25 protein-coding genes are annotated in these 24,835 nt (G+C 44.2%); 17 read left to right on the top strand and 8 right to left on the bottom strand.

The window, feature by feature from the left end:
- Positions 1 to 8: 8 nt before the first annotated feature.
- The 5 genes from ADU37_RS06575 to ADU37_RS06555 all read left to right on the top strand — a co-directional run bounded on the left by ADU37_RS06575 (position 9) and on the right by ADU37_RS06555 (position 4,439).
- Positions 9 to 1,211, top strand: a complete 1,203-nt coding sequence (locus ADU37_RS06575) for an MFS transporter (RefSeq protein WP_058946857.1) — start codon at positions 9 to 11, stop codon at positions 1,209 to 1,211.
- Complete coding sequence (locus ADU37_RS06570; RefSeq protein WP_058946856.1) at positions 1,201 to 1,533, top strand: hypothetical protein; 333 nt, start codon at positions 1,201 to 1,203, stop codon at positions 1,531 to 1,533. The genes ADU37_RS06575 and ADU37_RS06570 overlap by 11 nt, the downstream gene beginning before the upstream one ends.
- 8 nt (positions 1,534 to 1,541) lie before the next feature.
- Positions 1,542 to 2,786: a 23S rRNA (uracil(1939)-C(5))-methyltransferase RlmD gene (gene rlmD / locus ADU37_RS06565; RefSeq protein ID WP_058946855.1), complete on the top strand. Its 1,245-nt coding sequence runs from the start codon at positions 1,542 to 1,544 to the stop codon at positions 2,784 to 2,786.
- A gap of 398 nt (positions 2,787 to 3,184) precedes the next feature.
- Positions 3,185 to 3,817, top strand: a complete 633-nt coding sequence (locus ADU37_RS06560) for a hypothetical protein (RefSeq protein WP_058946854.1) — start codon at positions 3,185 to 3,187, stop codon at positions 3,815 to 3,817.
- Positions 3,747 to 4,439, top strand: coding sequence for a hypothetical protein (locus ADU37_RS06555; protein ID WP_058946853.1), 693 nt, complete (start codon positions 3,747 to 3,749; stop codon positions 4,437 to 4,439). The genes ADU37_RS06560 and ADU37_RS06555 overlap by 71 nt, the downstream gene beginning before the upstream one ends.
- A gap of 3 nt (positions 4,440 to 4,442) precedes the next feature.
- Here ADU37_RS06555 and hmgA read toward each other — a convergent pair whose 3' ends face one another.
- The 3 genes from hmgA to ADU37_RS06540 all read right to left on the bottom strand — a co-directional run bounded on the left by hmgA (position 4,443) and on the right by ADU37_RS06540 (position 6,788).
- Entirely contained in the window at positions 4,443 to 5,666 is a 1,224-nt protein-coding gene (hmgA, locus tag ADU37_RS06550; protein WP_058946852.1) for a hydroxymethylglutaryl-CoA reductase (NADPH), read from the bottom strand.
- A 22-nt stretch (positions 5,667 to 5,688) separates the two neighbouring features.
- Positions 5,689 to 6,447: a MinD/ParA family protein gene (locus ADU37_RS06545; protein ID WP_058946851.1), complete on the bottom strand. Its 759-nt coding sequence runs from the start codon at positions 6,445 to 6,447 to the stop codon at positions 5,689 to 5,691.
- Between the two features lie 134 nt (positions 6,448 to 6,581).
- A complete protein-coding gene (locus tag ADU37_RS06540; protein ID WP_058947643.1) occupies positions 6,582 to 6,788 on the bottom strand; it encodes a TRAM domain-containing protein in 207 nt (68 codons plus the stop codon).
- A 250-nt stretch (positions 6,789 to 7,038) separates the two neighbouring features.
- On the opposite strand from ADU37_RS06540, the gene tdh reads away from it, so the two are divergent.
- The 4 genes from tdh (at position 7,039) to truA (ending at position 12,472) form a co-directional block, all read left to right on the top strand.
- The gene (gene tdh, locus ADU37_RS06535) at positions 7,039 to 8,091 is read left to right on the top strand and encodes an L-threonine 3-dehydrogenase (protein ID WP_058946850.1); all 1,053 of its coding nucleotides are present in this window, start codon (positions 7,039 to 7,041) and stop codon (positions 8,089 to 8,091) included.
- Positions 8,092 to 8,165: 74 nt separating this feature from the next.
- Complete coding sequence (locus ADU37_RS06530; protein WP_058946849.1) at positions 8,166 to 9,677, top strand: phenylalanine--tRNA ligase subunit alpha; 1,512 nt, start codon at positions 8,166 to 8,168, stop codon at positions 9,675 to 9,677.
- A 6-nt stretch (positions 9,678 to 9,683) separates the two neighbouring features.
- Positions 9,684 to 11,366, top strand: coding sequence for a phenylalanine--tRNA ligase subunit beta (gene pheT / locus ADU37_RS06525; RefSeq protein ID WP_058946848.1), 1,683 nt, complete (start codon positions 9,684 to 9,686; stop codon positions 11,364 to 11,366).
- A 305-nt stretch (positions 11,367 to 11,671) separates the two neighbouring features.
- A complete protein-coding gene (gene truA / locus ADU37_RS06520) occupies positions 11,672 to 12,472 on the top strand; it encodes a tRNA pseudouridine(38-40) synthase TruA (protein WP_058946847.1) in 801 nt (266 codons plus the stop codon).
- Here the strand turns inward: truA and ADU37_RS06515 are convergent.
- A complete protein-coding gene (locus tag ADU37_RS06515) occupies positions 12,459 to 13,823 on the bottom strand; it encodes a DEAD/DEAH box helicase (RefSeq protein WP_058946846.1) in 1,365 nt (454 codons plus the stop codon). The genes truA and ADU37_RS06515 overlap by 14 nt on opposite strands.
- A 142-nt stretch (positions 13,824 to 13,965) precedes the next feature.
- Here ADU37_RS06515 and ADU37_RS06510 point away from each other — a divergent pair, with 142 nt between their 5' ends.
- The gene (locus tag ADU37_RS06510; RefSeq protein ID WP_058946845.1) at positions 13,966 to 15,234 is read left to right on the top strand and encodes a UbiD family decarboxylase; all 1,269 of its coding nucleotides are present in this window, start codon (positions 13,966 to 13,968) and stop codon (positions 15,232 to 15,234) included.
- Between the two features lie 50 nt (positions 15,235 to 15,284).
- On the opposite strand, the gene glyA is transcribed toward ADU37_RS06510, so the two are convergent.
- Positions 15,285 to 16,562, bottom strand: a complete 1,278-nt coding sequence (glyA, locus tag ADU37_RS06505) for a serine hydroxymethyltransferase (protein ID WP_058946844.1) — start codon at positions 16,560 to 16,562, stop codon at positions 15,285 to 15,287.
- Positions 16,563 to 16,672: 110 nt separating this feature from the next.
- On the opposite strand from glyA, the gene cobB reads away from it, so the two are divergent.
- The 4 genes from cobB to ADU37_RS06485 are packed head-to-tail and all read left to right on the top strand — an operon-like array spanning position 16,673 to position 19,124.
- Positions 16,673 to 17,440 carry an NAD-dependent protein deacetylase gene (gene cobB / locus ADU37_RS06500; protein ID WP_058946843.1) on the top strand — a complete coding sequence of 256 codons (768 nt, stop codon included), beginning with the start codon at positions 16,673 to 16,675 and terminating at the stop codon, positions 17,438 to 17,440.
- Between the two features lie 9 nt (positions 17,441 to 17,449).
- Positions 17,450 to 17,842: a DUF3783 domain-containing protein gene (locus ADU37_RS06495; protein WP_058946842.1), complete on the top strand. Its 393-nt coding sequence runs from the start codon at positions 17,450 to 17,452 to the stop codon at positions 17,840 to 17,842.
- A gap of 33 nt (positions 17,843 to 17,875) precedes the next feature.
- Complete coding sequence (locus tag ADU37_RS06490) at positions 17,876 to 18,595, top strand: TIGR02253 family HAD-type hydrolase (protein ID WP_058946841.1); 720 nt, start codon at positions 17,876 to 17,878, stop codon at positions 18,593 to 18,595.
- The gene (locus ADU37_RS06485; protein ID WP_058946840.1) at positions 18,561 to 19,124 is read left to right on the top strand and encodes an ASCH domain-containing protein; all 564 of its coding nucleotides are present in this window, start codon (positions 18,561 to 18,563) and stop codon (positions 19,122 to 19,124) included. Before ADU37_RS06490 ends, ADU37_RS06485 begins: the two co-directional genes overlap by 35 nt.
- On the opposite strand, the gene ADU37_RS06480 is transcribed toward ADU37_RS06485, so the two are convergent.
- On the bottom strand, positions 19,121 to 19,573 hold the full coding sequence (locus tag ADU37_RS06480) for an Lrp/AsnC family transcriptional regulator (RefSeq protein ID WP_058946839.1): 453 nt from the start codon (positions 19,571 to 19,573) through the stop codon (positions 19,121 to 19,123). The two genes, ADU37_RS06485 and ADU37_RS06480, sit on opposite strands and share 4 nt — an antisense overlap.
- A gap of 120 nt (positions 19,574 to 19,693) precedes the next feature.
- Here ADU37_RS06480 and ADU37_RS06475 point away from each other — a divergent pair, with 120 nt between their 5' ends.
- The 3 genes from ADU37_RS06475 to ADU37_RS11765 all read left to right on the top strand — a co-directional run bounded on the left by ADU37_RS06475 (position 19,694) and on the right by ADU37_RS11765 (position 22,805).
- Complete coding sequence (locus ADU37_RS06475; protein ID WP_058946838.1) at positions 19,694 to 20,857, top strand: GTP-binding protein; 1,164 nt, start codon at positions 19,694 to 19,696, stop codon at positions 20,855 to 20,857.
- A 339-nt stretch (positions 20,858 to 21,196) separates the two neighbouring features.
- Positions 21,197 to 22,681 (top strand): sodium-dependent transporter, encoded by a 1,485-nt coding sequence (locus tag ADU37_RS06470; RefSeq protein WP_058946837.1) that lies wholly within the window; start codon positions 21,197 to 21,199, stop codon positions 22,679 to 22,681.
- A gap of 1 nt (position 22,682) precedes the next feature.
- Entirely contained in the window at positions 22,683 to 22,805 is a 123-nt protein-coding gene (locus ADU37_RS11765; protein WP_255357503.1) for a hypothetical protein, read from the top strand.
- A gap of 16 nt (positions 22,806 to 22,821) precedes the next feature.
- Here the strand turns inward: ADU37_RS11765 and ADU37_RS06465 are convergent, their stop codons facing one another.
- Entirely contained in the window at positions 22,822 to 23,781 is a 960-nt protein-coding gene (locus ADU37_RS06465) for a proline racemase family protein (RefSeq protein ID WP_058946836.1), read from the bottom strand.
- A gap of 47 nt (positions 23,782 to 23,828) precedes the next feature.
- Positions 23,829 to 24,806 carry an ornithine cyclodeaminase family protein gene (locus ADU37_RS06460; protein ID WP_058946835.1) on the bottom strand — a complete coding sequence of 326 codons (978 nt, stop codon included), beginning with the start codon at positions 24,804 to 24,806 and terminating at the stop codon, positions 23,829 to 23,831.
- Positions 24,807 to 24,835 lie beyond the last annotated feature (29 nt).

Below are 24,835 nucleotides of genomic sequence, written 5' to 3'. Positions count from 1 at the left end.
TGATAAATATGAAACGCTGGAAATCCGTTGTATTGGACACACTGGTCATGACTGCAGGATTTGGAACTTTAAGCATGATGAGTGTTGCAAAGCCGGATATAGTTTCCCACTTCGGAATAAGTGCCGAGGCTTATGATCTCCAGCACGTGGCCTATGTATTCGGTCTCTTCATAGCGTTCCTGCTTGGACATACAAGGCTTTATGAGGGAAGCTTCAAGAGGAGTGTTGCTATAGCCCTCAGTTTTGCCGCAATACCCCAGGCTTTGATACCCTATGTTGGAAACTGGTATCTCGTTGTGTTCCTTAGGTTCATCCAGGGTTTTGTCGTGAGCTTAGTCCCGTTATTCAGCACCCAGATAGCCAATTACTTTGTCGCAGAAAGGCCGTTTGCTAAAGGTATTATCCTTTCAGGTATATTTTGGGGAGGCGTTTTTGGTTCAATGAGCGCCAAATATCTGGTAAGTGCCTTTGAGTGGAAAACGGCTTTCCTGATAACGGTTGCCATAATGTATGCGGTTCTTTTGATATGGTGGCTCTTTACGGAGGACTTTGAGATAATTCACAAAAAAGAAGGCGAAGAAGAGGTAAACATCTGGAAGATGAAGTTTACTTGGGTGCTTGGATTCACTTTCTTCCCAGCACTATGGGTTATCTTCACAATTGCTGGTTTCTCATCCTCTTTGGGATACGAAGCCGGTTGGAGCAAAAACCAAGTAGCCACTTTAAGCACAAACCTAAACATATCAAAAGCCCTTTGGTCAATAATTATGGGATTCGTTGGCTTCCAGCTTTCAAAGAAAAACCCAAGTCCAAGAGGCCTCTTTAAGGCCATTGTTCAGGTTATGATACTCTCCTATGCAGTGGCATTTGTTGGATTAACCGTTTATTCCAAGGCAATGACGGAGGGGAATTACTCATTGGCATTAGCTTCAGTATGGCTTATTGGTGCTCTTCAAGGTACAGGGCCGGCATTCTGGACCTCTGCACCTGCAACTTATCCGAAGAGCATTTATCCCCGGGCATCCTTTGCTTTGGGACTGATTTCCAACTCAGCAAATGCAATTGCCCCCTCTATAACGGAAGCCCTAGCAAGGCATAGTGAAGCATTAGCGCTCGCAGAGCTCACTTTTATGCCAATACTGGGGATATTGACTTTAATAGCAGTGTCGAGAATGAAATTGCCTGTGGAGGAATTTGGAGATGGGGCTTAAACCCGTTGTTTCTCTCTTCTTTTTCTTAATGGGGGCATATTTTGCTGGAATGGGCGTGTTGAGTTTAAGTGAAAGATCAACTGCGCTTGGGTTTTTTATAATCGCTCTGATTCACTTTCTCACTCTACTGGGGATTTTGCTAAGCAGGGAGATTGTTATCCAAATGGGGACGTATATAACACTTCTGGACCTTATCTTTGGCATACTGTGGGTATTGGTAAGCTTTGAGCCCGCATCTGCTAGTTTAACTTTTCTGGCGGCAATTTGCCTTGTGCTGATAACCAGCGACGAATTTAAAAATGAGGTGAAGTTCGGGTATTAGTGATGGTAATGAAAGGAAAGGGATACATAACGGGGATAAGTCCAGACGGCTATGGGCTTTTAAAGCTGGAAAAAGAGGTTTACGTTCCTTACACTGTTATTGGAGATTTTGTGGAGGTTAGAAAAACATTTAGAAGGTTTGGACGTTTAATCGCAAAAGATTTCGCAGTTCTTGAGGAGTCACCTTTGAGACAAAATCCGAGATGTCCATATTTTGGAAGGTGTGGAGGCTGTTTCTGGCAGCACATAAAGTATAAGGAGCAGTTGAACCTCAAGAAAAGAATCTTTGAAGAGACTACCGGAATTGAAGCCCCGATAAAAGGTTCTCCCAAGCTTTGGGGCTTTAGAAACATAAGCAACTTTATTGTTTCAACGGAAGGCATTGGATTCAAGCAGAGGGATTCTCAACGTATTGTGAACATTGAACAGTGCCCAGTTTTTTCTAACAGCACTCCAGACTTCATAAGGGCTTTAAAACGTTTCATTGATGAAGAAAAACTTTCCCCGTGGGATCCAAAAAAGAAAGGCGGCGATGTTCACTACCTTTCCATTAGGGAGGGGAAGTTTACCGGGGAAACCATGGTGAACTTAATTGCGCACCTTGAAAAAGCCCCACAAGGCTTCCCAGATTATTTTGAGTTTGCGGATTCCCTTTACTGGAGCTTTAAAGAAGAACCTAAAGACGACCCTAAAGGTATACCAAAACTTGTAGGTGGGTCCCCATTTATAAAGGAGAAAATTGAGGGAACCGTTTACTTGATGCATCCAAACAGCTTTTTCCAGACAAATTCCTATGCCCTTCCCATCCTTTTGAGGGCTGTTTTAAATTTTGTTGAAGGGGAGAAAGTTCTTGACCTTTATTCCGGTGTTGGAACCTTTGGGGTGTTTTTAGCAAAGAAAGGAATTAAGGTTAAGGGAGTTGAAATAAACCCCTTTGCAGTTGAAATGGCGAACAAAAACGCTGAAATAAACGGTGTGGAAGCGACTTTTTTGGTAGGGGACGCCGGATCTTTCCCGGTAAAGGATTATGACACAGTTATTGTCGATCCTCCGCGAAAAGGTTTGAAAGAGCTTGTGGAAACCCTAAAAAGAGAGAAACCAGAAAACATCGTTTATGTCTCATGCAACCCGCAGGCATTTAGCAAAGATTATTCCCACTTGAAGGAGATTTACAAGGTAGAGGATGCCATCTTAGTTGATATGTTCCCGCATACTCCCCACATGGAGGGGGTTATAAAGCTCAAGCGGCGTTGATTTTTTTATATATTCGAACATAGCTATCTTTCAAGGCCTTTAAAGCGGCAACAAGTGAAATCGTTGTTACTGGAAGATACCGGCCAACCAAAATCCTTTAGAGAAAGACCCTGTAATTGTTTTAGCTTTAAAACCCGCCCCATAGGGTTTTGTGGATTGTCAATATAAATGGATGGGACCCGTGAAGTTGTATAATCATATTCACGGCCGGAATAGCCCCCAAAATCCAGATCCCCTCAAACTAACACTCCCCCTCGGCCTCAGAAGGAACTCAGAAAACCTCGAAGTCCATAACACCCACCAACCAAAATTTATACCCTAACGATCCGATGGGAACTGGGGTTTTTCAATAACATAACTTTTTAAGATTTGAAGTTGTATCCTAAGCGGGAAGAGAGATGACCTTTGTTCCGGGCCCAATTATAATTCCACGAAAGCCTAAAGGAAAACCAGAGAACAAAAAGAAAGTGGATAAAAAGAATATCCCTCAGAAAAGGGAAAAGAAGTTAGTCTACGTTCTCATTAAATTAAAGGCCGAACAAATGATAAGCGAAAGAGCTAAGGAGCTAGAGGAGCTTTTTAAGGGAAAGACCTTTAACAGAGTAGTGAACCCCGATGAATATACCCTTTTAATGAACGCCCAAAACCTCTTCTCGAAATCAAGCAGGCTCTATGTGGTTGAACTGACTGATGAAACGAATCGCTGGTTTTATCTCGTGCCGAGTGAGGAGAGGATTAAGTTCAAAAATAAGGACGAGTACATGGTCTTCCTCATCAAAAAGGACTCCGCCCTCGAGGAGATATTTAAGAAAATCGCTGAGGGCAAGTTAGCTAAGAGGAGCACGTTTGAACTTGTGGTGACGGCAATAGAAGTGGCTCTGGGTATTTTAACATTTATGGCTGGCTATTTGGCACTTGAAAATGTTATTGACCTTTCTCAGCTCAGCGACATTGTAACTTTTGTACTGTTCTTCATCTTCGCATTGCAGAGCATTAAAAAAGGATACAAAAGGAGAGGTTGGGAGGATTGAGGGCCCTTATCTCCCAAGCTCAACCTCGAAAAAGCCCAAGAGATGTGATTATTCTGTAATATCGGGCTCTCTTGCAGAAACTTCAAAAGCACTTGAAGAGCGCTTTTCGTCTCTGGGAATACGACCAATTAGGCTCATAGACCCAGAATGCTATACCCTAGAAAGCCTCGCAGAGTCTTTATATGGGAGTAAACATATTGGAATAGTAGAGGTGAGGGGAGAGCTAAACAGGATGTTTTACCTTTTCCCTGAGAGGGTGGAGTTTGAAGAGGCGCTTGAGTTTGATGTTTTTACTCCCGAGGGATTAAAATATCTCCTTAAGCTCATATGCAAGGGCAAAATAGACCCTAAGAAGCGCAGGAGATTCTCCATGATGACCTTTTTGGTCTCTATGGTGGGAGGTGTTGTTACATCTGCGTTCTTCGAGCCTAAAAGTTATTGGGACTTCTTGCTCTCCTCAGTTCTGATTGCAATAGCGGTTTTTCTGATGGCATTCCTGATGGGGCAACCATTCCTGCTTTTGCAGTTTAGAGGAGTTAGATTAGTAGAGAAGAAAAAGAAGACTAAAATCACAAAGATAAGCTTCCCGCCATCAGTTTTAGAATTTTTAGAAAAGAAATAAACCTCAACGTCCAAGCTCTTTGTGGGCCTTTGCCAAGTGTTTTGCCGCTATGGCTGCCAGCAAAGAGAGTTCTCCCGCCAATACTGCACCTGCAACAATCTCCGCAAACTTCTTTGCATTTGTTCCTGCTGGCTCTCCACCGCCGGCAACACCCATAATGCTTAACGCTTCCCTCTGCGTAGGGACTCTCGTTCCTCCACCCACTGTTCCGATTTCGAGGCTCGGCATCGTTATGCTTATGTACAAATCCCCCTCAGGGGTGACCTCTGCAAGGGTTATTCCATGGGAGCCTTCGGTTATTTGGGCCTCATCCTGGCCAGTTGCTAAGAATATTGCTCCCACAATGTTTCCAAAATGGGCGTTGAATCCATAACTTCCAGCCTGAGCTGAGCCTACTAGGTTTTTTCTGTAGTTTACCTCCGCTATTAGCTCCGGCGTTGTCTTGAGCTTTTTCTCCACGATTTCCCTTGGAATGATCGCTTCAGCTATTACTGTTTTTCCCCTTCCGTTGATGAAGTTCATTGCGTTGGGCTTCTTATCAACGCAGAGGTTTCCAGAAAGGGCTAGGTACTTAACATCCGGGAAGTGTTCTTCGATAACCTTCATTATCTCTTCACTCGCTATCGTGACCATGTTCATGCCCATGGCATCTCCAGTTTCGAACTCAAACCTCAGGTAGAGGTTATTGCCGACGATATAAGGCTTAACCCCCCTAAGCTTTCCATGCCTAGTTACTTTTGAAACAGCTTTCTCCTGGAGGTATTCAAGGTTTTTTTCGACCCATTGGGCAACTTCTCTTGCCCTTCTTGCATCGGGGCATTTTAAAAGGGGCGCCCTTGTCATTTTGTCGTCGATTATGGTTGTTTTTACACCGCCCGCAGCAGTTAAAGCCGAGCACCCTCTGTTAACGCTTGCAACCAATGCTCCTTCGGTTGTTGCCAAGGGAATGTAGAACTCCCCTTTGGCGTATTCGCCGTTTATCTTTAATGGCCCGGCCACTCCCATTGGTATCTGGACAACTCCGATCATGTTTTCTATGTTCCTCCCGATAACCTCCTCGGGGTCGATAGAGTAATGCCCGATGTTTTTGAGTGATATCCCCAATTTTTTCTCAAGGGCTTTTCTTCTTATCTCAGTTGCAAGCCTTTTGCTTCCGGCATATTTTTCCACTTGGTGGAGCTTAATTTCTCCACTGGCTACCTTTTCGATAAGTTCCTCCAGGTTCATCTCCCAACCCCCAAAAGAGATTTTAGATCTTTTTAGCCTTCTTAAACATCCATTCTTCCAATATCTCTCCAGCCTCATAAAACGCTATAGCCGCATCGCTTCTTGGTTTATAGGCTAATATTGGAATCCCAACGTTTATGGATTCTGGAACATGTTCATCAAATGGTATTACCCCTACAACCGGCAGGCCAACGTTTTCAGTGATCTCGTCTATTATGTGGTCTATAACCTCTTCAGACTCCCTGACCTTGTTTAGCACTACTCCAATCTTTAACCCATATTCCTCGCCTATTGCCTTAAGCTTGTTAATCTCATTCTCCACCATTGTTTCAAAGGAATAAATCGGCGATCTTTCAACTTCAACAACTATTATTTGATAGTCAGCAACTTCAAAAGTTGGAAGGGTATCAAAGGGAATTCCGGTGGGAGAATCGACAAAAACCACCGGAAACTTATACCTCATCTGCTCGACGATATCCCTTAATCTTTTGGGTGATATACCTATTACATCTTGTAGCCTAGTGCTACCGGGCATCACGTTAACTCCGGTCTTTGCGTGTTTGTAGATTGCCCATTCCGGATCAACTTCGGGATTTTTGAGAAGGGAATGGACAGTATAATTTACATTATCCAAAGCAAAATGAAAGCCGAGATTGGGCAAGAAGAGATCGCCATCTATAGCTAAAGTCCTATATTCCTTTTGAGCAAAATACACGCTTAGATTTGCAGTGGTTGTGGTTTTACCAGCTCCCCCTCTCCCGGTAACTATTATAACCGGCATTACTCACACTTCCTTAATAGGTGAGTCTTTAAAGTAGTGACAAAGTCGCTAAATCATCGCAGTGATAGACATAATACTTCTATTACAAAATAAAATATAAGATTTTCGTATAAAAGGGGGAAGAAATGAAAGAATCAACCAATAATTTCTCCGAATGCAAACTTCTGTTTCACTGAGTTTATAACAATCTCCACCTCATCCCCCACTTTTGTGTTGGGGACAAAAATCACAAAGCCCTTAATTCTTGCTATTCCATCTCCACCTTTTCCAAGGGCTTCTATCTTTACCTTGTATCTTTCTCCAACCTTAACTGGAGGCAGTTTTGGGCCTCCTCTATCCATCCTCTTCTTTCCAAATTTCCTATCCTCCAATTCAGACACCACCAAGCAAGTATCTGCAATCTTAATTGTGATGAGGGGGGTATTTAAAATTTTTGGTAGCCTGAGGTTTTTCCAAACTTTTTGTAGCTTAATTTCGCTTTTTTCCTTTTGAAAAACCGAGGGCAACGGCTGGGTATTTTATGGGGACAAAAAGCTTTATATCACAAAACAAGAAGATATTAATGTTAAAAAGTCTGTGGAGATGGTAACCATGGGGGAAAAAATGACCGCCATTATGAAGACTAAGCCCGCTTACGGGGCTGAACTTGTTGAAGTTGACGTTCCACAGCCAAAAGAGGGAGAAGTTCTCATCAAGGTTCTTGCAACCAGCATCTGTGGGACTGACCTTCACATCTACGAGTGGAATGAATGGGCCCAGAGCAGAATAAAGCCCCCACAGATAATGGGACATGAAGTGGCTGGCGAGGTCGTGGAAGTTGGAAAAGGAGTGGATAACATTCAGGTAGGTGACTACATCTCTGCAGAGACGCATATAGTTTGCGGAAAATGCTACCAATGTAAAACCGGCAACTATCATGTCTGTCAGAACACCAAGATATTTGGAGTAGACACAGATGGTGTTTTTGCGGAATACGCGATAGTCCCAGCTCAGAATGCATGGAAAAATCCAAAGGAAATTCCTCCAGAATACGCAACCCTCCAGGAGCCGTTAGGCAACGCAGTCGATACGGTTTTAGCCGGACCAATTTCTGGTAAGACTGTTCTCATAACCGGTGCTGGACCCTTGGGTCTCTTGGGTATAGCAGTAGCAAAGGCAAGTGGAGCTTCCCTGGTAATAGTAAGCGAGCCAAGTGACTTCAGAAGAGAGCTGGCTAAAAAAGTGGGTGCTGATGTGGTTATAAATCCCATGGAAGAGGATGTTGTTAAGGAAGTGAAAGACCTAACAGATGGCAATGGAGTTGACGTTTTTCTTGAATTCAGCGGCGCTCCAAAGGCCCTTGAACAGGGGCTACAAGCGGTCACTCCCGCTGGAAGGGTTAGTCTTCTTGGTCTCTTCCCGAGGGAAGTGACCTTTGATATCAACAACCTCGTAATCTTCAAGGCACTGGAAGTTCATGGAATTACCGGAAGGCACCTGTGGCAAACTTGGTACACCGTATCCAACCTCCTTAGAAGCGGAAAGCTCAATTTAGACCCGATAATCACGCACAAGTACAAGGGATTTGACAAGTTTGAGGAAGCTTTTGAGCTCATGCGCGCTGGAAAAACGGGTAAGGTCGTTTTCTTCCCCCACAAGCACTGACTTTTCTAACCCTTTTATCTTTACCACCGCAATTTTTAAGTAAGTCCTGTAAGACTTCTTTCGGGGGGTTGATAATGGAATTAAGCTATCAAGAAAAATTAACTCTCATCAAGCTCAGGGATTTAAAAAAGGCGAAATTTGAAGACCTCGTTAAAGAGACCGGACTTGATCAGGTAGCGGTAATGAGAGCCGTTCTCTGGCTCCAGAGCAAGGGGCTTGCAAAGCTCCATGAAAGACAGAAGAGAATCGTAAGAATAACAGAACTGGGGAGAAAATATGCAAAAATTGGACTTCCAGAAAGGAGAGCCTTAAAACTGCTTGTGGAGAGGGGCAAAGTTTCTCTTGATGAGTTAAAGGAAGTACTGAGCGAGGATGAGCTTAGGCCTATCGTTGGAATCTTAAGGAGAGAAGGGTGGGCGAATGCCGGAAAGGAGGATGGAAAGCTCGTTCTTGAGGTCACCGAAAAGGGAAGAGCAGCGATTTCTGAGGAGAGGCCAATTGACAAAGCATTGAAAATCCTTGCAGAAAAAGGAGAAGCTGAGGCAAAAGAGCTTGAAAAGCTCATCCCTGTTAAGGAATTGAAGGGTAGAAAGATTGGGGAAGAAGACACCAAGGCGGAGAGAGAGGTCGAAATAACAGAGGAAGGGATGAAACTCGCTGAGGGTGGTCTTGAGCTCAAGAAAGAGGTCTCAGTTTTAACTCCAGAGCTCATAAAGAGTGGGGAATGGAGAAAGGTTGAGTTCAAACGCTTTAACATTCAAGTCCCTGTGAAGAGACTCTATCCCGGCAAAAAGCAACCCTATAGGGTTTTCCTCGATAAGATAAGGAGAAAACTTATAGAGATGGGCTTTATTGAGATGACTGCAGAAAGCCTAATAGAGACTCAATTCTGGAACTTTGATGCTTTGTTCCAGCCCCAGAATCATCCAGCGAGAGATTGGACTGATACATACCAGCTGAAGTATCCAAAATATGGCTCTCTTCCGGATGGGGAGCTTGTGGAAAGGGTTAGGGCATCTCACGAGCACGGCTGGACAACGGGCTCAAGAGGATGGGGATACAAGTGGGATCCAAGGATGGCCATGCTTTTAATGCCCAGAGCCCATGCAACGGCTTTGAGTGCCAGACAGCTTGGCAAAGGTGTCCAAATACCGGGTAAGTACTTCGCTATTCAAAGAGTTTTTAGGCCAGACGTTTTGGACAGAACACATCTAATAGAGTTCAACCAAGTTGATGGATTCGTTGTGGACGAGAGCTTAACATTCAAACACCTCCTCGGAATCTTGAAGAGGTTTGCGGTTGAAATAGCTGGAGCAAAGAAGGTTAAGTTCCTTCCAGATTATTACCCCTTCACAGAGCCGAGCGTTCAAATGAGTGCCTATCACGAAGAGCTCGGATGGGTAGAATTTGGGGGAGCGGGAATATTCAGAGAAGAGATGACGAAGCCTTTAGGAATAGACGTGCCGGTAATTGCATGGGGAATCGGTATCGACAGATTGGCCATGTTTAAGCTGGGAATAGACGACATAAGGTACCTCTTCAGCTATGATTTAAAATGGTTGAGAGAGGCTAAACTGGTGTGGTGATGAAAGATGCCGAAGTTCGACGTTGCCAAGCATGACCTGGAGAGATTAATTGGGAAAGAATTCACGGTCGAAGAGTGGGAAGACTTGTTCCTCTACGCAAAATGCGAGCTTGACGATGTTTGGGAGCACGAAGGTAAAATATACTTCAAAGCAGATGCCAAAGATACCAACAGACCCGACTTATGGAGTGCCGAGGGAATAGCGAGACAGGTAAAATGGGCCCTTGGAATGGCAAGGGGATTGCCGAAATATAAAATCGAAAAAAGCGATGTTGTTGTCTATGTTGATGAAAAATTGAAAGATATAAGGCCCTATGGGGTTTATGCCATAGTTGAGAATCTCGAACTTGATGAGGAAGCCTTGAGACAGATAATCCAGCTTCAGGAGAAAGTGGCGCTCACCTTCGGAAGGAGGAGAAGAGAAGTTGCCATAGGGACGTTCGACTTCGATAAGCTCAAGCCTCCTTTCTATTACAAGGCTGTTGAACCGGATAAAATAAGATTTACTCCATTAAACAGCGACCGAGAAATGAGTGCTGATGAGATTCTCGAGCAGCACGAGAAGGGGAAGGAATACGGCCACTTGATTAAAGGAAAGCCCTATTATCCATTGCTTGTTGACAGGGAAGGAAACGTTCTCTCAATGCCCCCGGTTATAAATTCCGAAACCCATGGGAAGGTCACTGAAGAGACAAAGAGCATCTTCATAGACATCACGGGATGGAATCTTAACAGGATCATGCTTGCTTTGAATGTAATTGTAACTGCCTTAGCTGAGCGTGGCGGAAAAATAAGGAGCGTTAAGGTAGTCTACAAGGATTTCGAGATAGAAACCCCCGACTTGACTCCCAAGGAGTTCGAGGTTGACCTAAACTACATCAAAAGACTTGCGGGAGTTGAGCTCAGCGATGAGGAGATAAAAGACCTGCTTGAGCGCATGATGTATGAGGTTGAGATCGTTGATGGAAAGGCAAAGCTGAGGTATCCGGCATTTAGAGACGACATAATGCATGCAAGAGACGTTTTGGAGGACGTCCTCATTGCATACGGCTACAACAACATTGTTCCAGAGGAGCCAAGGCTTGCCGTTCAAGGAAAGGGAGACGATTTTATAGAGTTTGAAAATGCCGTGAGAGACCTCATGGTTGGCTTTGGCCTCCAAGAGGTTATGACATTCAACCTCACAAATAAGGAAGCCCAGTTTGACAAAATGAACATTTCAGAGGAGGAAATAGTGGAGATAGAGAATCCCATAAGTCAAAAATGGTCTGCGTTGAGAAAATGGCTCCTTCCAAGCCTGATGGAGTTTTTGAGCCAGAACACCCATGAGGAGTATCCTCAGAAAATCTTTGAGGTCGGCAAGGTGACCCTCATAGACGAAAGCAGAGAAACAAAGACCGTCAGCGAGAGCAAACTTGCCGTTGCCCTTGCCCATCCCAAAGTAACCTTCACAGAAGCAAAAGAAATCCTCGACAGCCTAATGCATCATCTCAATGCTGAATATGAGCTTAGAGAGATAGAACACGGCTCCTTCATTCCGGGCAGAGTAGGGGAGATAGTGGTTGATGGGAAGAGCGTTGGGATAATAGGGGAGATTCATCCACAGGTGCTTGAAAACTGGGGAATAGAGATGCCGATAGCGGCATTTGAGATTTTCCTGAGGCCTTTCTACAAGGGGAGTTTTCTCTGATTTTCTTCCCTTTCCCTTAAAAAGGGTTCAAAAAGGCCTCCCTTCTCGGAGAAATTTCTTTGCAAATGTAAACATAATCTCAAAGTTGATTAAGCACTCCATGGTCTCTACATCGATCTCAGTCACCATTTTATCACCCCCAATTTTCTTGTAAGGAGTAGGGGTTTTAGCTTTTATCCTGTTTTTGTTGTCACATTTCCAAAAACATTCCGGAACAAGGTCGAATACATTGGCGTATTAACTTTGATATTTGTAAAGAGAATAAGGCGGACAACCCTTTTATAGCCCCGCTCAAATTTCCAACCATGAGGGTAGCCTTGAAAATTGCCTACGATGGAAGAAGATTTTACGGCTTTCAAAGGCAGCCCAACTTAAGAACAGTGGAAGGCGAGATAATTGGAGTATTAACTAAGCTCGGAATAATTGAAAACCCCAAAGATGCCAACTTTAAGGGGGCTTCAAGAACCGACAGAGGGGTTTCTGCCTTTGGAAACGTTGTTGCGTTTAACACTTCCAAGCCTGAGCTAACGTCTCCGAGAATTTTGAATCACCATTTGAAGGATGTTTGGGTTTTAGGGAGGGCACCGGTTCCGGAGGATTTCCATCCAAGATTCTGGAGCAAAGGAAAGGTGTATAGGTACTACCTCCTCAATGAGGGGTTTGATATTGAGAAAATGAAATCCTGTGCCGAGATTTTTGTGGGGGTTCATGACTTCTCAAACTTTGCCAAGCTTGAGGAGGATAAAAACCCTGTAAGAAAGATAGACAGGGTTGAGATACTCCTAAGGGGAAATGTAATTGCGGTTGAAATTGAGGGGGAAAGTTTTCTCTGGGAAATGGTGAGAAGGATTATAACGGCTCTCAAGCTCTGCGCCTCTGGCGCTCTCTCAATGGAAGAAGTGAAAAGAATGCTGGAAGAGGAAGTTGATAAAAAGCTCCCTCCTGCCCCTCCAGAAAACCTCGTCCTGTGGGAAGTTAAGTATGAGGGAATATCCTTCGAAAAAGATCCTTATGCAGTTGAAAAGGCAAAAAGAGAATTCTTTGAGAGGTTTGCCCAACACTTAATAACAGCGAGCATTTTTGAAGACTGGTTCACTTCTCTATGAGCCTCTCAAGCTCCTTGTCATAGTATCTGCCATAGTACTGCCTCAAGGCTTTTTGTCTCTCTATGAAGTGAGTAAAAAGCAGTGGGTCTTCATCTTTCACGTCAACTATAACAGCACCGCCCCCGCCTTTGGGTCTTAGTGCCCTTCCTATTGTCTGAATTGTCATTATATCGCTTTTTCCTCCACCCGCAAGTATTATGGCGGAAATTTCTGGGATATCTACCCCTTCTTTCAATAGCGTAGAGACCAAAACGTTGATCTCGCCATTTTTGAACTTTTCAAAAATCTCCCACCTGTTTGGACTCTGAGAGCTCAAGAACTCAGCGTTTAAGCCCTTCTTTTTAAGCATCTCCACAAGAATCTTTCCGTGTTCAATCCTTTTGACGTCTATTAAGACACGATGGCCCTGTTTCGCAAGCTTGTATGCAGTCTCAACTATCGCCTTGTTTCTCTCCTCGTTTTCCATGATTATTTCTTCATAAAGTTCCTTGTAGCGATCCGCTAACGGGGGCATGGAGGATTCGTATTCAATTACTTTAAACCTTGGCTTTGCCAAGAACTTTTCTTTTATCAGGTCTTCGGCTTTAACTTCATAGATTATTGGCCCTATCGCCCCTTCTATCTTTAGCTCTTCTCCTTTAATTCTCCTCCATGGGGTTGCAGAGAGGCCAAATCTAAATCTCTGGGGGAGGCTTATCCCAAGTTCGTAGAACTTTTCTGCGGCAGAAGTCCTGTGGCATTCATCAAACACAACCACCGCATATGGGAGCTGGAGCTTATCAGCCCCTCTGGAAAGAAGCGTCTGTATCATAGCCACCGTTATTGGCTTTTCTATCCAGCTATTATCCCCCACAAGTCCGGGCTCGATTCCGAGAACTCGCCTTATATTCTCGGCCCACTGATAAAGAAGTTCCTTTGTGTGCACAACAATGAGGGCTGACAGGTTAAGCTCGTAGACAATTCTCAGCCCTATTATTGTTTTTCCGCTCCCCACGGGTAACGCTAAGACTCCCATGCCGGATTTCAATGCTTTTTTAACGGTTTTTTCTTGGTATTTCCTTAACTTATACTGCTCATTCCATGTTGCGTTTATCTCCACTCCTTCAATTTTTCTTTCATCGATTACCCTAACCCTGTATCCTTTTGAGTTCAAAAGCTGCTTTACACGGGGAATTAACCCTACGGGAAAGGACTTTGTGTGAGGGTCGTATAGGCTCTCAGGCTTCTCCCATTTGCCGAAACTTTTTCGGTAAGTTAGCTCCTCATATACCATAAAGTATATCTTAGGGTCGGCCTTCTCAATATACACCAGTGCAGATTTATCCGGGATTCTCAATACCACGGTCGTCATACAACTCAAAAGAAATTTTTGGAGTTTCTCCTTTATAGCCCTTTCCCTCTCATTTTGAAAAATATTCAATAAAGAAAAACGAAAAAATGAAAGCCTCCAAAAAGTTTATCACGGTACAAGCAGAGTTTGAATGGGTGGTGTCATGATACGCGAGATACTAAACCAATTTCAGGACGAGCTTATCATCGTTGATAAGCCTGTTAGCAAAAAGTTTGAGATAACGAGCTATCTCCTTCAGCATAAAACTAAGCCCGTTCTGTTTAAAGATGTGGATGGATGGGAAGTTGCAGGCAACATATGGAGCACGCGGGAGAGAATAGCAAGGTACCTCGGCATAAAAAGAGAGGAGCTTGTTCATTTCATAATGGAAGCTATGGAGAATCCCAAACCCTATAAAGAGGCAAAAACCGCTGAATTTTTCAAGAACTCCACGAAGGATTTCTCCCTCAAAGAGTTGCCGGTTCCGCATTACTTTCCAAGGGATGGGGGGCAGTACTTTACCTCGGCAATCTACATAGCAAAGGACGAGAATGGATTTGTAAACCTTTCATATCACAGAACAATGGTGAGAGATGAAAAAACCGGGACAGTTAGATTAGTCCCAAGGCATTTGTATGCAATGTGGAAGGATAAGGCAGAACACGGTGAAGAGCTTGATGTTAGAATAATCATCGGCAATCCAATACATATCCTCCTAGCGGCAGCGACAAGCCCGCCTTATGGAGTTAGTGAGCTCAGCATTGCGTCATCTATGAGTGAGATTGCATTTGGAAAGCCCTTGGAAGTCGTGAACATTAACGGTATCCCGGTTCCCATCGAGAGTGAATTTGTCTTCGAGGCAAAAATTTTGCCAGAGCTTGACAAGGAGGGGCCCTTTGTTGATATAACTGGGACATACGACATAGTAAGGGAGCAGCCCGTTGTGGTTTTTGAGAAGATGTACCATGTTGAGAGGCCAATTTTCCACGCACTGCTTTCCAGCGGATATGAGCACTACATGCTCATGGGACTTCCCAAGGAGCCGCAGATATACAAGAGCGTTAAGCAGGTGGTTCCAAAGGTTCACGGTGTAAGATTAACGGAAGGAGGTTGCATGTGGCTCCACGCAGTTGTGAGTATAACAAAGCAGCACGATGGAGATGGAAAAAATGCTATTTTGGCGGCTTTTGCTGGACATCCGAGCCTAAAGCACGTGATAGTGGTCGATGAGGACATTAACATTTACGACGATAAAGAGATAGAATGGGCAGTGGCCACGAGATTTCAGGCGGATAAGGACCTGGTTGTGATTCCTAACGCAAGGGGAAGCTCTCTTGACCCCTCCGGGGAGAAGGGCTTCACTGCTAAATGGGGTATAGATGCCACAAAGCCTTTAGGCAAAAAGGAAGAGTTTGAACGGGCGAAACTCTAGATTTTTTCTTTTTAAAAGGCCTTTTATAAAGAAAAGGCAAAAAGGAGAAATCACTCTTTCATCGGCAGACCGTAGTCGAAGGAGTAGTAGACCTTCTGGAACTGCTTCCTGAACTCGAATACTTCCTTCTCTACCTTCTTTGGATCCTCTTTGTCAAGAAGGACTCTTCTCATGAACCTTGCTATCTCTTTCATGTCGTCTTCCATCATGCCAACTCTTGTCATCTCCTGCACACCGATTCTTAGACCGCTTGGGGTGTTGACCTTCTCAAGTGGATCCCATGGGAGGAGGTTCTTGTTGAGGATTATGCCCGCCTCTTCCAAAAGAGGAGCAGCCCATCCTCCTCCAGCTTCGTGGAGCTCACTTACATCCACGATAACCTGGTGGCTCTCCGTGTAGCCCTTGTCCTCTCCAATGACCTTGAATCCTTCCTCTGCAAGAGCCTCGGCGAGGGCTTTTGCGTTCTTTACGATCTGCTCAGCGTAGGCTTTACCAAATTCGAGCATCTCCGCAGCGGTAATGACTTTTCCAGCCATGTGGTGTAGGTGGTGGTTGCTTAGAACACCTGGGAAGATTGCCCATTGCAGTTTTGCCGTGTCTTCCCCGAGGTCCTTGTAGAGTATTACACCACCCTGTGGGCCCGGGAAGGTCTTGTGGGTTGAGGAAGTTACGACATCGGCTCCTTCTCTAAGTGGGTCCTGGAACTTTCCTCCCGCTATTAATCCCAAAACGTGGGCTGCGTCATACATTACGTAAGCGCCAACCTCTTTGGCCACTGGGGCGAGCTCCTTAACCGGGTGTGGGAACGGGAACAATGAACCACCGAAGACAACTATCTTGGGCTCGAGCTCTCTAATCATCTGGGCTGCCTTGTCGACATCGATGTTGAATTCTTCGTTATCAAAAGGCCATGTATGAACCTCCAATCCTCTCATACCAGCTGCTCCAAAGGGCATGTGGCTTATGTGCCCACCGTGGGAAGTATGAAGAACAATAGCTTTGTCTCCGGCGTTTGTTAGTCCAAAGAACGCGGCTTGATTTGCGTTAGTTCCGGAAATTGGTCTTAGATCCGCGAAATCGCTCTTGAAGAGCTTGCAGAAGAGGTCAACTCCTATGAGCTCAACTTCATCGACGTACTTACATCCCTGATAATACCTTTGCCTTGGCCATCCTTCGGCGTATTTGTGCATAAAACCGCTTGCCACAGCCCTTGTAACGCTTGGGGAAGTCACGTTTTCACTTGCAATCAGGTTTATAGTTGATGCCCTCCACTTTTCGTGCATCTCAACAAATTCCAAAACCTTGTCTCTATACATCTGGTAGCTCATGGTATCACCCCGGTGCTTTCTTGCATGTGATATTTTACATCCATGTAATTTAAATCTTGCCGTTAGAATACCTTTAAAAATTTCAGGGGGGAATTAGAAAGCGATGTCCTATGATGGAAGAAGCGGCTAAGTTGATAGCCCACTCCCGATTTTTAATAGCTTTTACCGGAGCTGGAATAAGCGCAGAAAGCGGAATACCAACCTTTAGAGACAAAAACGGTCTGTGGGAGAAGTATAGAGTGGAGGAGGTAGCTACCCCGGAGGCGTTTAGAAGAAATCCCAGACTTGTATGGGAGTTCTACAGGATGAGAATGAAGCTTATGAAGGGAGCAAAGCCCAACAGGGGCCACTTGGCACTGGCAGAGCTTGAAAGAATGGGTCTTTTAAAGGCTGTCATAACTCAGAACATTGACAACCTCCACAGAGAAGCCGGAAACAAAAACGTTGTAGAGCTTCATGGGAACATTTATCGGGTTAAGTGCACCAGCTGTGCTTATAGGGAAAATCTTCTTGAATCAGAAAAACTTGAGGAGTTCTTGGAAGAAGAGGGCTTACTCAAATGTCCGAAATGCGGTTCCCTCTTAAGGCCGGATGTTGTCTGGTTTGGGGAACCTCTCCCTCAAGAAGCCCTTCAAAAGGCCTTTAAGCTTGCCGAAAGGGCTGACGTTTGCCTGGTTATCGGGACGAGTGGTCAGGTTTTTCCTGCGGCGTATGTCCCTTACATTGTAAAAGAGAACGGAGGTTATGTGATAGAGATCAACCCAAAGGAAAGCGGCATAACCCCTATAGCCGATATTTTCCTAAAAGGACCTGCTGGAGAAATAATGGAGCATCTTTTGGCAAAGGTTAAAAGGTGTTTAAAAGATAAAGGCTGTTAAGGTGGTGCTATGATACTCTTAATAGGGTTTGAGCAGGATGAAGTTTCCAGGGTGAGAGAAATCTTAAGTGAGTTCGACATTTATGAGGTTCCGGAATACTGCAAAGATTGGGTTGTGGAGGAAGTTGTGGCAAAGGCCCCCACTTTCCAAGGAAGCGGCAACTGGCACTGGAGGAAGTTCATCATAATGCACAACCTCTCAAATGAAGACGTAAAGAGGGTTATCAAAACAGTCCGCTCTCAAGGAATTAGCCCGATCTTTGCAACCACCACCCCCACGTCCCTAACGTGGAAGCTTGAAGACCTTCTTGATGAGCTCGTTCGAGAGGATGAATACTTTAGAAAGCTAAGAGAGGAAAAGCGAAGGATGAAGTCCTTTTATCTCGACATAGGGAAAAGTTAAATACTTTAACCTTTTACTTGATTGGGGGTTGGAATGATAAGGGTAGTGTTTTTTGATCTCGATGACACCCTTGTTGACACGTCTCGTTTAGCTGAGCTTGCCAGAAAAAACGCCATAGAAAACATGATTCAGCACGGAATGCCTGTTGATTTTGACACCGCCTATAACGAACTTTTGGAGCTCATAAACGAATACGGAAGCAATTTCCCTCATCACTTTGATTACCTCCTCAGGAGGCTCGATCTAAAGTACAATCCGAAATGGGTTGCCGCCGGGGTTATAGCCTACCACAACACCAAATTTGCCCACATAAGGGAAGTCAAGCACGCAAGAAAAACCCTCATCAAACTCAGGGAAATGGGCTATCGACTGGGCATCATAACCGATGGCAATCCAATAAAGCAGTGGGAGAAGGTTCTGAGGCTTGACCTAGATGACTTCTTTGAGCATATGATAATTTCGGACTTTGAGGGGGTGAAAAAGCCACATCCGAAAATATACCAGAAAGCCCTTAAGATATTTGAAGTCTCTCCGGAAGAGGCATTGATGGTAGGAGACAGGCTTTATTCAGACATCTATGGGGCAAAGAGGGTAGGAATGCATACCGTATGGTTCCGCTATGGCAAATACGCAAACAGGGAGCTTGAATATGAGGAGTACGCTGATTTCAAAATAAACGACCTCTTAGAGCTTCCGGAGATTTTAGAGGTGCTCAAGGATGGTTCAAATAAGGAAGTTCCTGCTGATAGATAATTCATACAAGTCCAAGATACTAAGCGGAAAAAAGACAACCACGATTAGATTTGGAGAGTATGGGGCAAAACCTGGAAGTGAAGTTTACCTTGTAATAACACCAAGCGACACGGCCGTTGCAAAGGTAAAAATCACAAAGGTGGAGAAGAAAAAGGTTAAGGAGCTTACAAATCAAGACGCAAAAAAAGACGGGTTTAAGGATGTCAAAGAGCTAGTAGGTGCATTGAGCAAGATATACGGGGAACTCCATGGAGATGACGAGGTTACGGTGATTGAGTTTGAGGTAATAAAGAAGTTCGAAAGCGGAATCCCCTTAAAATGGCTTAAGGGGCTGAACTACAGGGATCCAGAGGAGGTAGCAAAGCTCTATGTAGAAAACAGCCTAAAAGATTCTCCCGATGTTGATTTAATAGTTAAAAGGGTTTATTCCGAAGGATTAAAAAGCGCGGTGAGAAGATACGGGCCAAAGAGGGTAAGGGATGCCCTTTTGAAAGCCTATCATAAACTTTATGCAGAGGGGAAAATTTAAAGCGGAAGCTCGGTTGTCTCTTTGTGTATCTTCAGCACAACCATCGTATGCGTTGCCACGACACCTTCTATCTCCCCTATCCTATCAAGAAAGTCGTTGAGCTCTTCGCTGCTCCTCGTTCTTATCTTGAGTATCATGTCGTAATCACCGGTGGTCTCATAAATTTCCACTATCTCCGGATAAGTTATGAGCTTCCCGGCAACTTCGGCATACTTCCCAGCTTTTGCCTTTATCAATATAAAAGCCAGCAGATGAAAGCCAAGGGACTCTGGATCAAGGATAATCGTGAATTTCTTTATTATTCCTTTCTCCTTCAGCTTCTTAATCCTTTCATAGACCGTTGACTCTGCAAGTCCCACTCGCTTGGATATTTCTCTCAGCGGAGTGCGGCTATTCTTTTGAAGCACCCTCAAGATTTCCTTATCAATTTCATCTAAAAGTCCCTTCATATTCTCACCACCCTAAAATTTTTCGAGAAAGTATATAAAGTTGATGATAGTTTCACACCATAGATTTATAAAAACCCTCCATCATAACCCTAATGGGCTGAGAACGAGGGGTGAGTAGAAATGCCAACAAACGTAACAGCAGAATATCTAGCGGCGGAAGAGGAATACAGACAAGCCAAAACAATACCCGAAAAAATAAGGGCATTGGAGAAGATGTATGCCACCGTGCCAAAGCACAAGGGAACGGAGAAGCTCAGACTCCAGATAAAGAGAAAGCTGGCTGAACTTAGGAAAGAACTGGAAAAGCAGCAAAGCCAGAGAAAGGGGGGAGGGTATTCATTTAGCGTTAAAAAGGAAGGGGCTGCTCAAATAGCTCTCGCGGGTTTGCCAAACGTCGGAAAGTCTTCACTTCTTAAGGTTCTTGCGGGCGTTGAGGCGGATGTTGCCGATTATCCTTTCACGACGGTTGAGCCAATTCCGGGTATGATGAAGCACAAAGACGTTCAAATTCAGCTTGTAGAGGTACCGGGCTTAATAGAAGGGGCTGCCCTGGGTAAAGGCATGGGGACGCAGCTTTTGAGCGTCATAAGAAACGCCGATGCAATAGCTATCGTCGTTGACCTTTCTCAAGACCCAATAAACCAGATGGAAATAATACTGAGGGAGTTTGAACGTGCTGGGATAAAGATAAACAAAAGAAAGCCAAAAGTGGAAATAAGAAGAATGCCTACAGGTGGGATTGTGATCAACGGGCAGGATTTGATTCAAGGAGATGTAAGTGAGGTTATGAAAATGCTTAGAGAGGAAGGCATTCACAGTGCTGAGATCACTGTAAAAGAGCCCGTTACCCTTGAGGAGTTTTCAGATGCTCTTGATGAGAGCCTCGTATGGAGAAAGGCAATAATCATTGCCAACAAAGGCGATGCACCGGGGAGCAAAGAGAACTACGAAAAGCTCGTTAAAGCCTATGGGGACAGGTTTAAAATAGTTCCCGTATCTGCAAAAAAGAAGGCGAACATTGAGATCCTCAAAGAAGAGCTCTATGAACTTGCCGATATAATAAGGGTTTTCACCAAATCACCTGGTGAAGAGCCCTCTTATCCCCCCATAGCTCTTAAAAAAGGCTCAACCGTTCTTGATGTGGCGGAGAGAATACACAAGGACTTCGCAAAGAACTTTAAGTACGCAAGGGTGTGGGGAAAGAGCGCAAAGTTCCCGGGACAGAGAGTTGGACCAGATCATGTTCTTGAAGATGGGGACATTGTTGAAATTCATGTTAGGTAATCACTTCTATTCCCTGAGCCTCTCCCCATACTGAGGGGGTGAGGCTTTCAAAAGAAAAGGGCAATGCAAAAGCACTTCTTTTAGGAGTTCTTTCTCAGGTTTGAATTATAGGCCACTTTACAAGTTCTCTTCTGGTTTTCAGGAGACGAGAACTTTTCGAAGTTTTTTGAGTCTCTTTTGAACTATGAATAAAAATGTACGTTGTATTCCAAAATAAATCAGCAGAGACAAATAGTTGATCAGAAAAGTATAAATATGTATACTACAAAACTGTGTATGCTATGACCCCACGTAGGGGACATATAGCTAATTCGCCTACAAACCTGGGGGGAAGTGAAAATGGAAAAGGTCGAAACCGGTGAACACTGGGGAACTAGATTGGGTTTTATTTTTGCTATTATAGGTGCAATGGTTGGCAGCGGTAACATATGGCGCTTTCCAAGAATGATGGCAATGTACGGTGGCGGTGCCTTCTTGATTCCTTACAGCCTTGCATTGTTCACAGTGGCAATTCCACTGCTTATTGCAGAGGGTATCATAGGTAGAGAAACCGGAAAAAGCACAATACTTGGCTTTGCAAAATATACCGGGAATAAAAAGTATGCATGGCTCGGAGCTTGGGTTGCGTGGGTTAACATAGCAATTATGTTTTACTATGCAGTTGTCAATGGATGGGCACTTGCTTACTTCATTAAAGGGCTTACGGGACTTTATGCAAGCTATGCTCCGGGAAAGGGTCTGGAAACTTGGAATGCGTTCATAAGTGGATGGCAACCGGTGTTATTTACAATACTCGTCTGGGTATTTACATGGTACGTAATGGCCGTTGGTGTTAAGAGAATTGAAAAGGTCGCCAGTTTCATGGTTCCATCATTGATACTTTTCCTGGTGGTCGTTATTATAAGGGCAGTTACGATGTCGGGAGCTGATGTAGGCCTAACATACATGTTCAAATTTGACACCTCAAAGCTCTCAAACGCGGAAGCTTGGCTTCAAGCATACAGTCAAGTGCTGTGGAGCACTGGGGCTGGGTGGGGTATATATCTGACGTACTCTTCATATTTGAAGAAAAACGATGACATTAACCTCAACGCTCATATTACCGGATTTGGTGATACAAGTGCAGCACTTCTGGGAGGTTTGGCAGTAATTACAACCGTTGCCGTCACAGCGCCCCTTATTGGGTTAGACCCCTTCAAAGTATATGCTGAAGGTAACGTGGGATTGACTTTCATCTGGCTAACTGAACTCTTCCCCAAGGTACCAGCAGGATTTGCCATAGGTACACTCTTTTACTTAGCCCTGTTCTTTGCTGCATTCACATCACAAATAGCAATTACAGACGTCTTTGTTAAGAATGTGGTAGATTTTGGAGTTCCAAGAAAGAAAGCTGCCACCTATGTTGCCGTCATCGGTTTAGTGGCGGGCCTTCCAGCGGCAATCAGTATCAACTGGCTCAACAACCAAGACTGGGCATGGGGTGTTGCGTTGCTGGTTAGCGCAATTGTTATCTCATTCATAATGGTTAAAACAGGCTTAGAAAAGAACAGAGAGACTGCAAACAGAGGATCGGACATCAAAGTCGGCAAGTGGTGGGACATTATGATCGGTTACGTTTCCCCAGTAAGCATAATAATAGTCATGCTCTGGTGGCTCAAGCAGTCAATCGATTGGTATCCAGAAAGCTGGTGGAATCCACTTGAGATCTATAGTGCCGGAACGGTGATTGTGCAGTGGATTATAGCTGCAGTTGCCATCTGGATCCTAGTGAACAAACTGCTCATGCCTAAAATTGAAGCAAAGCTGGCCGAGGAGGGAGTCTGAAATGGAGGCATCAATAATAATCTCTATGATAGTGGTTCTTGGATTTTACTGGGGGCTTACACTATATTTCGTTAGACTTGCGTTGCAAAAAGAGAAAGAAAAGGCTGGGGCTCAGAGTTCCTGACCTTTAACTTTTCTTTTTACCTTAACAAGAATCCCTTCCAAAGTGGGTCATTTTTGGATATAATATCTTGAGAAATTTTTGTTATGTATGCACTTCCTGTAATTTCGGGGATTATTGCAGTATAATTACCAACCTTTGTTGTGCCAACTATTTTGATTCTAAATTGAGTTCCTAAAATGCTCTCATGGACAAAGGTATCTCCAACTCTAAGAATACCCTTTGAATAAAGACTCGCGACCCTTGAAGCACTTCCTGTTCCACAAGGACTCCTATCTACACTTCCTTGTCCCCATATGACAACGTTCTTGCCATCCGAGTCTTCTCTTTCTGGACCATCAGTGAGCATTGCTAAATTTATTCTGTTTTGGACTCCTTTCCTTGGGTGTTGCACTTTTATCTGCTCATTGGCAACTTTAATGAGTTTTAACGCTGCTGGAATAAGCTTTTTTATGTATTCTTTTCTAACCCTGAGGCCTAAATCTCTTGCATCTGCAATCACATAGAAATTCCCACCGAAGGCCACGTCGACTTTTATCTTACCTCTTTCTGGATACTCAATCTCAAATTCGCCCACATGAAAGCTTGGCACATCAACAACCGTGACCTCTTTGACAACACCGTTTTCAACCTTTGTTACATTTGTGTATGGTTCCATTTTCTCCACAATTCCCAATTCCACCAACACGGTAGCAATTCCCATTGTAGCGTGACCGCACATATCAAGATAGCCAGAGGTGTCCATGTATATGACTCCAAAGTCTGCTATATCAGAGGGAACTATAACTGCCCCAAACTGATCGCCATGTCCTCTGGGCTCATGGAGCAGAGCAGTTCTAACCCAGTCATAATGTTCCTTAAAGTATTCTCTCTTTTCTATGATATCCTTCCCTTTTACATTCACTCCAGAAAAGACTATTCTCGTGGGCTCACCCTCTGTGTGAGTATCCACAACGTGGAAAACATTGGCCGCAAACATATGGGACACCAAAGTATTAAAAGAAACAAGGATGTATATAAAAGTTCCTAAAACTCCACATTAGTACCAACTCCACGTTCAAGGGCTTTTTCATATGCTAACTTGGCTGTTATTGCGTCTTCTATAGCCAAACCGACGCTCTTGAAAAGGGTTATTTCTTTGTTGTCTTCCCTTCCTTTTTTAACTCCCGCAACAATTTCGCCGAGCTCAGCATAGATATGGCTCTCCTCAATTACCCCCTCCTTCATGGGAATTATTATGTCTCCAGATTCATTTAAGGCACCCTCTTTTGAATCCACAACCAGCTTAGACCTTCTTACTGTTTCGGAATCGAGTTCCCTAGCGTTTCTGCCTACCCAACCTATAGAGTTGATATGCGTGCCCTCCCTGATCCACTCTCCCTTAACTACTGGTTCTCTTGCCGTTGTTGCTACTATTAAGATATCAGATTTCTCAACAGCTTCCTTTGCAGATTCAACGGTTTTTATCTCGATTCCAAACTTTTTAGACATTTCTTCAGCAAATTTTTTAGCATTTTCGGGATTAATGTCGTAGACAAGCGTCTTTTCTATGTCTCTAACCTCATAAACTGCCCAAAGCTGAGTTCTTGCTTGAACTCCTGCGCCAATGATCCCCACGATTTTTGAGTCTTTTCTGGCGAGATACTTTGTGGCAACACCGCTTGCTGCGCCCGTTCTCATTGCAGTTATGTAGGTACCCTCCATCAATGCTAACGGGACACCCGTTTTGGGATCGTTAAGGAGAATTGAGGCCAAAACAGTCGGCAGACCTTTCTTGGTGTTTTCGGGGTATAAAGAAACCACTTTTACAGCTAAGGCTTCAGAGTCTCCTAAGAAACTTGGCATGTAAAGAATAAACCCGTTGTACTTTTCGATCTCTATCATAATCCTCAATGGAACTTTTGCTTTTCCGTTATAAAGTTCTAAGAATGCCCTTTCAACGGACTCTATGACTTCTCTCATTGAGAGCAACTTCTCAAGATCACTTCTGCTTAGGAGCAACATGCTGAACACCATATTGTAGTGTTCTTTGT

The sequence above is a fragment of the Thermococcus sp. 2319x1 genome (assembly GCF_001484685.1).
Taxonomy (GTDB): domain Archaea; phylum Methanobacteriota_B; class Thermococci; order Thermococcales; family Thermococcaceae; genus Thermococcus_A.
This window is presented reverse-complemented; position numbering and strand designations above follow the sequence as displayed.

Excerpts from the sequence above, each read along its gene's own strand:
- cobB (WP_058946843.1), top strand. The coding sequence starts at position 16,673 with ATGATGGAAGAAGCGGCTAAGTTGATAGCCCACTCCCGATTTTTAATA.
- ADU37_RS06465 (WP_058946836.1), bottom strand. The coding sequence starts at position 23,781 with ATGTTTGCGGCCAATGTTTTCCACGTTGTGGATACTCACACAGAGGGT.
- ADU37_RS06470 (WP_058946837.1), top strand. The coding sequence starts at position 21,197 with ATGGAAAAGGTCGAAACCGGTGAACACTGGGGAACTAGATTGGGTTTT.
- glyA (WP_058946844.1), bottom strand. The coding sequence starts at position 16,562 with ATGAGCTACCAGATGTATAGAGACAAGGTTTTGGAATTTGTTGAGATG.
- ADU37_RS06545 (WP_058946851.1), bottom strand. The coding sequence starts at position 6,447 with ATGCCGGTTATAATAGTTACCGGGAGAGGGGGAGCTGGTAAAACCACA.
- ADU37_RS06575 (WP_058946857.1), top strand. The coding sequence starts at position 9 with ATGAAACGCTGGAAATCCGTTGTATTGGACACACTGGTCATGACTGCA.
- ADU37_RS06480 (WP_058946839.1), bottom strand. The coding sequence starts at position 19,573 with ATGAAGGGACTTTTAGATGAAATTGATAAGGAAATCTTGAGGGTGCTT.
- pheT (WP_058946848.1), top strand. The coding sequence starts at position 9,684 with ATGCCGAAGTTCGACGTTGCCAAGCATGACCTGGAGAGATTAATTGGG.
- ADU37_RS06530 (WP_058946849.1), top strand. The coding sequence starts at position 8,166 with ATGGAATTAAGCTATCAAGAAAAATTAACTCTCATCAAGCTCAGGGAT.
- truA (WP_058946847.1), top strand. The coding sequence starts at position 11,672 with ATGAGGGTAGCCTTGAAAATTGCCTACGATGGAAGAAGATTTTACGGC.
- ADU37_RS06510 (WP_058946845.1), top strand. The coding sequence starts at position 13,966 with ATGATACGCGAGATACTAAACCAATTTCAGGACGAGCTTATCATCGTT.
- ADU37_RS06515 (WP_058946846.1), bottom strand. The coding sequence starts at position 13,823 with ATGACGACCGTGGTATTGAGAATCCCGGATAAATCTGCACTGGTGTAT.
- ADU37_RS11765 (WP_255357503.1), top strand. The coding sequence starts at position 22,683 with ATGGAGGCATCAATAATAATCTCTATGATAGTGGTTCTTGGATTTTAC.
- ADU37_RS06540 (WP_058947643.1), bottom strand. The coding sequence starts at position 6,788 with ATGGATAGAGGAGGCCCAAAACTGCCTCCAGTTAAGGTTGGAGAAAGA.
- ADU37_RS06485 (WP_058946840.1), top strand. The coding sequence starts at position 18,561 with ATGGTTCAAATAAGGAAGTTCCTGCTGATAGATAATTCATACAAGTCC.
- hmgA (WP_058946852.1), bottom strand. The coding sequence starts at position 5,666 with ATGAACCTGGAGGAACTTATCGAAAAGGTAGCCAGTGGAGAAATTAAG.
- ADU37_RS06460 (WP_058946835.1), bottom strand. The coding sequence starts at position 24,806 with ATGTTGCTCCTAAGCAGAAGTGATCTTGAGAAGTTGCTCTCAATGAGA.
- rlmD (WP_058946855.1), top strand. The coding sequence starts at position 1,542 with ATGAAAGGAAAGGGATACATAACGGGGATAAGTCCAGACGGCTATGGG.
- tdh (WP_058946850.1), top strand. The coding sequence starts at position 7,039 with ATGGGGGAAAAAATGACCGCCATTATGAAGACTAAGCCCGCTTACGGG.
- ADU37_RS06495 (WP_058946842.1), top strand. The coding sequence starts at position 17,450 with ATGATACTCTTAATAGGGTTTGAGCAGGATGAAGTTTCCAGGGTGAGA.
- ADU37_RS06560 (WP_058946854.1), top strand. The coding sequence starts at position 3,185 with ATGACCTTTGTTCCGGGCCCAATTATAATTCCACGAAAGCCTAAAGGA.
- ADU37_RS06490 (WP_058946841.1), top strand. The coding sequence starts at position 17,876 with ATGATAAGGGTAGTGTTTTTTGATCTCGATGACACCCTTGTTGACACG.
- ADU37_RS06475 (WP_058946838.1), top strand. The coding sequence starts at position 19,694 with ATGCCAACAAACGTAACAGCAGAATATCTAGCGGCGGAAGAGGAATAC.
- ADU37_RS06570 (WP_058946856.1), top strand. The coding sequence starts at position 1,201 with ATGGGGCTTAAACCCGTTGTTTCTCTCTTCTTTTTCTTAATGGGGGCA.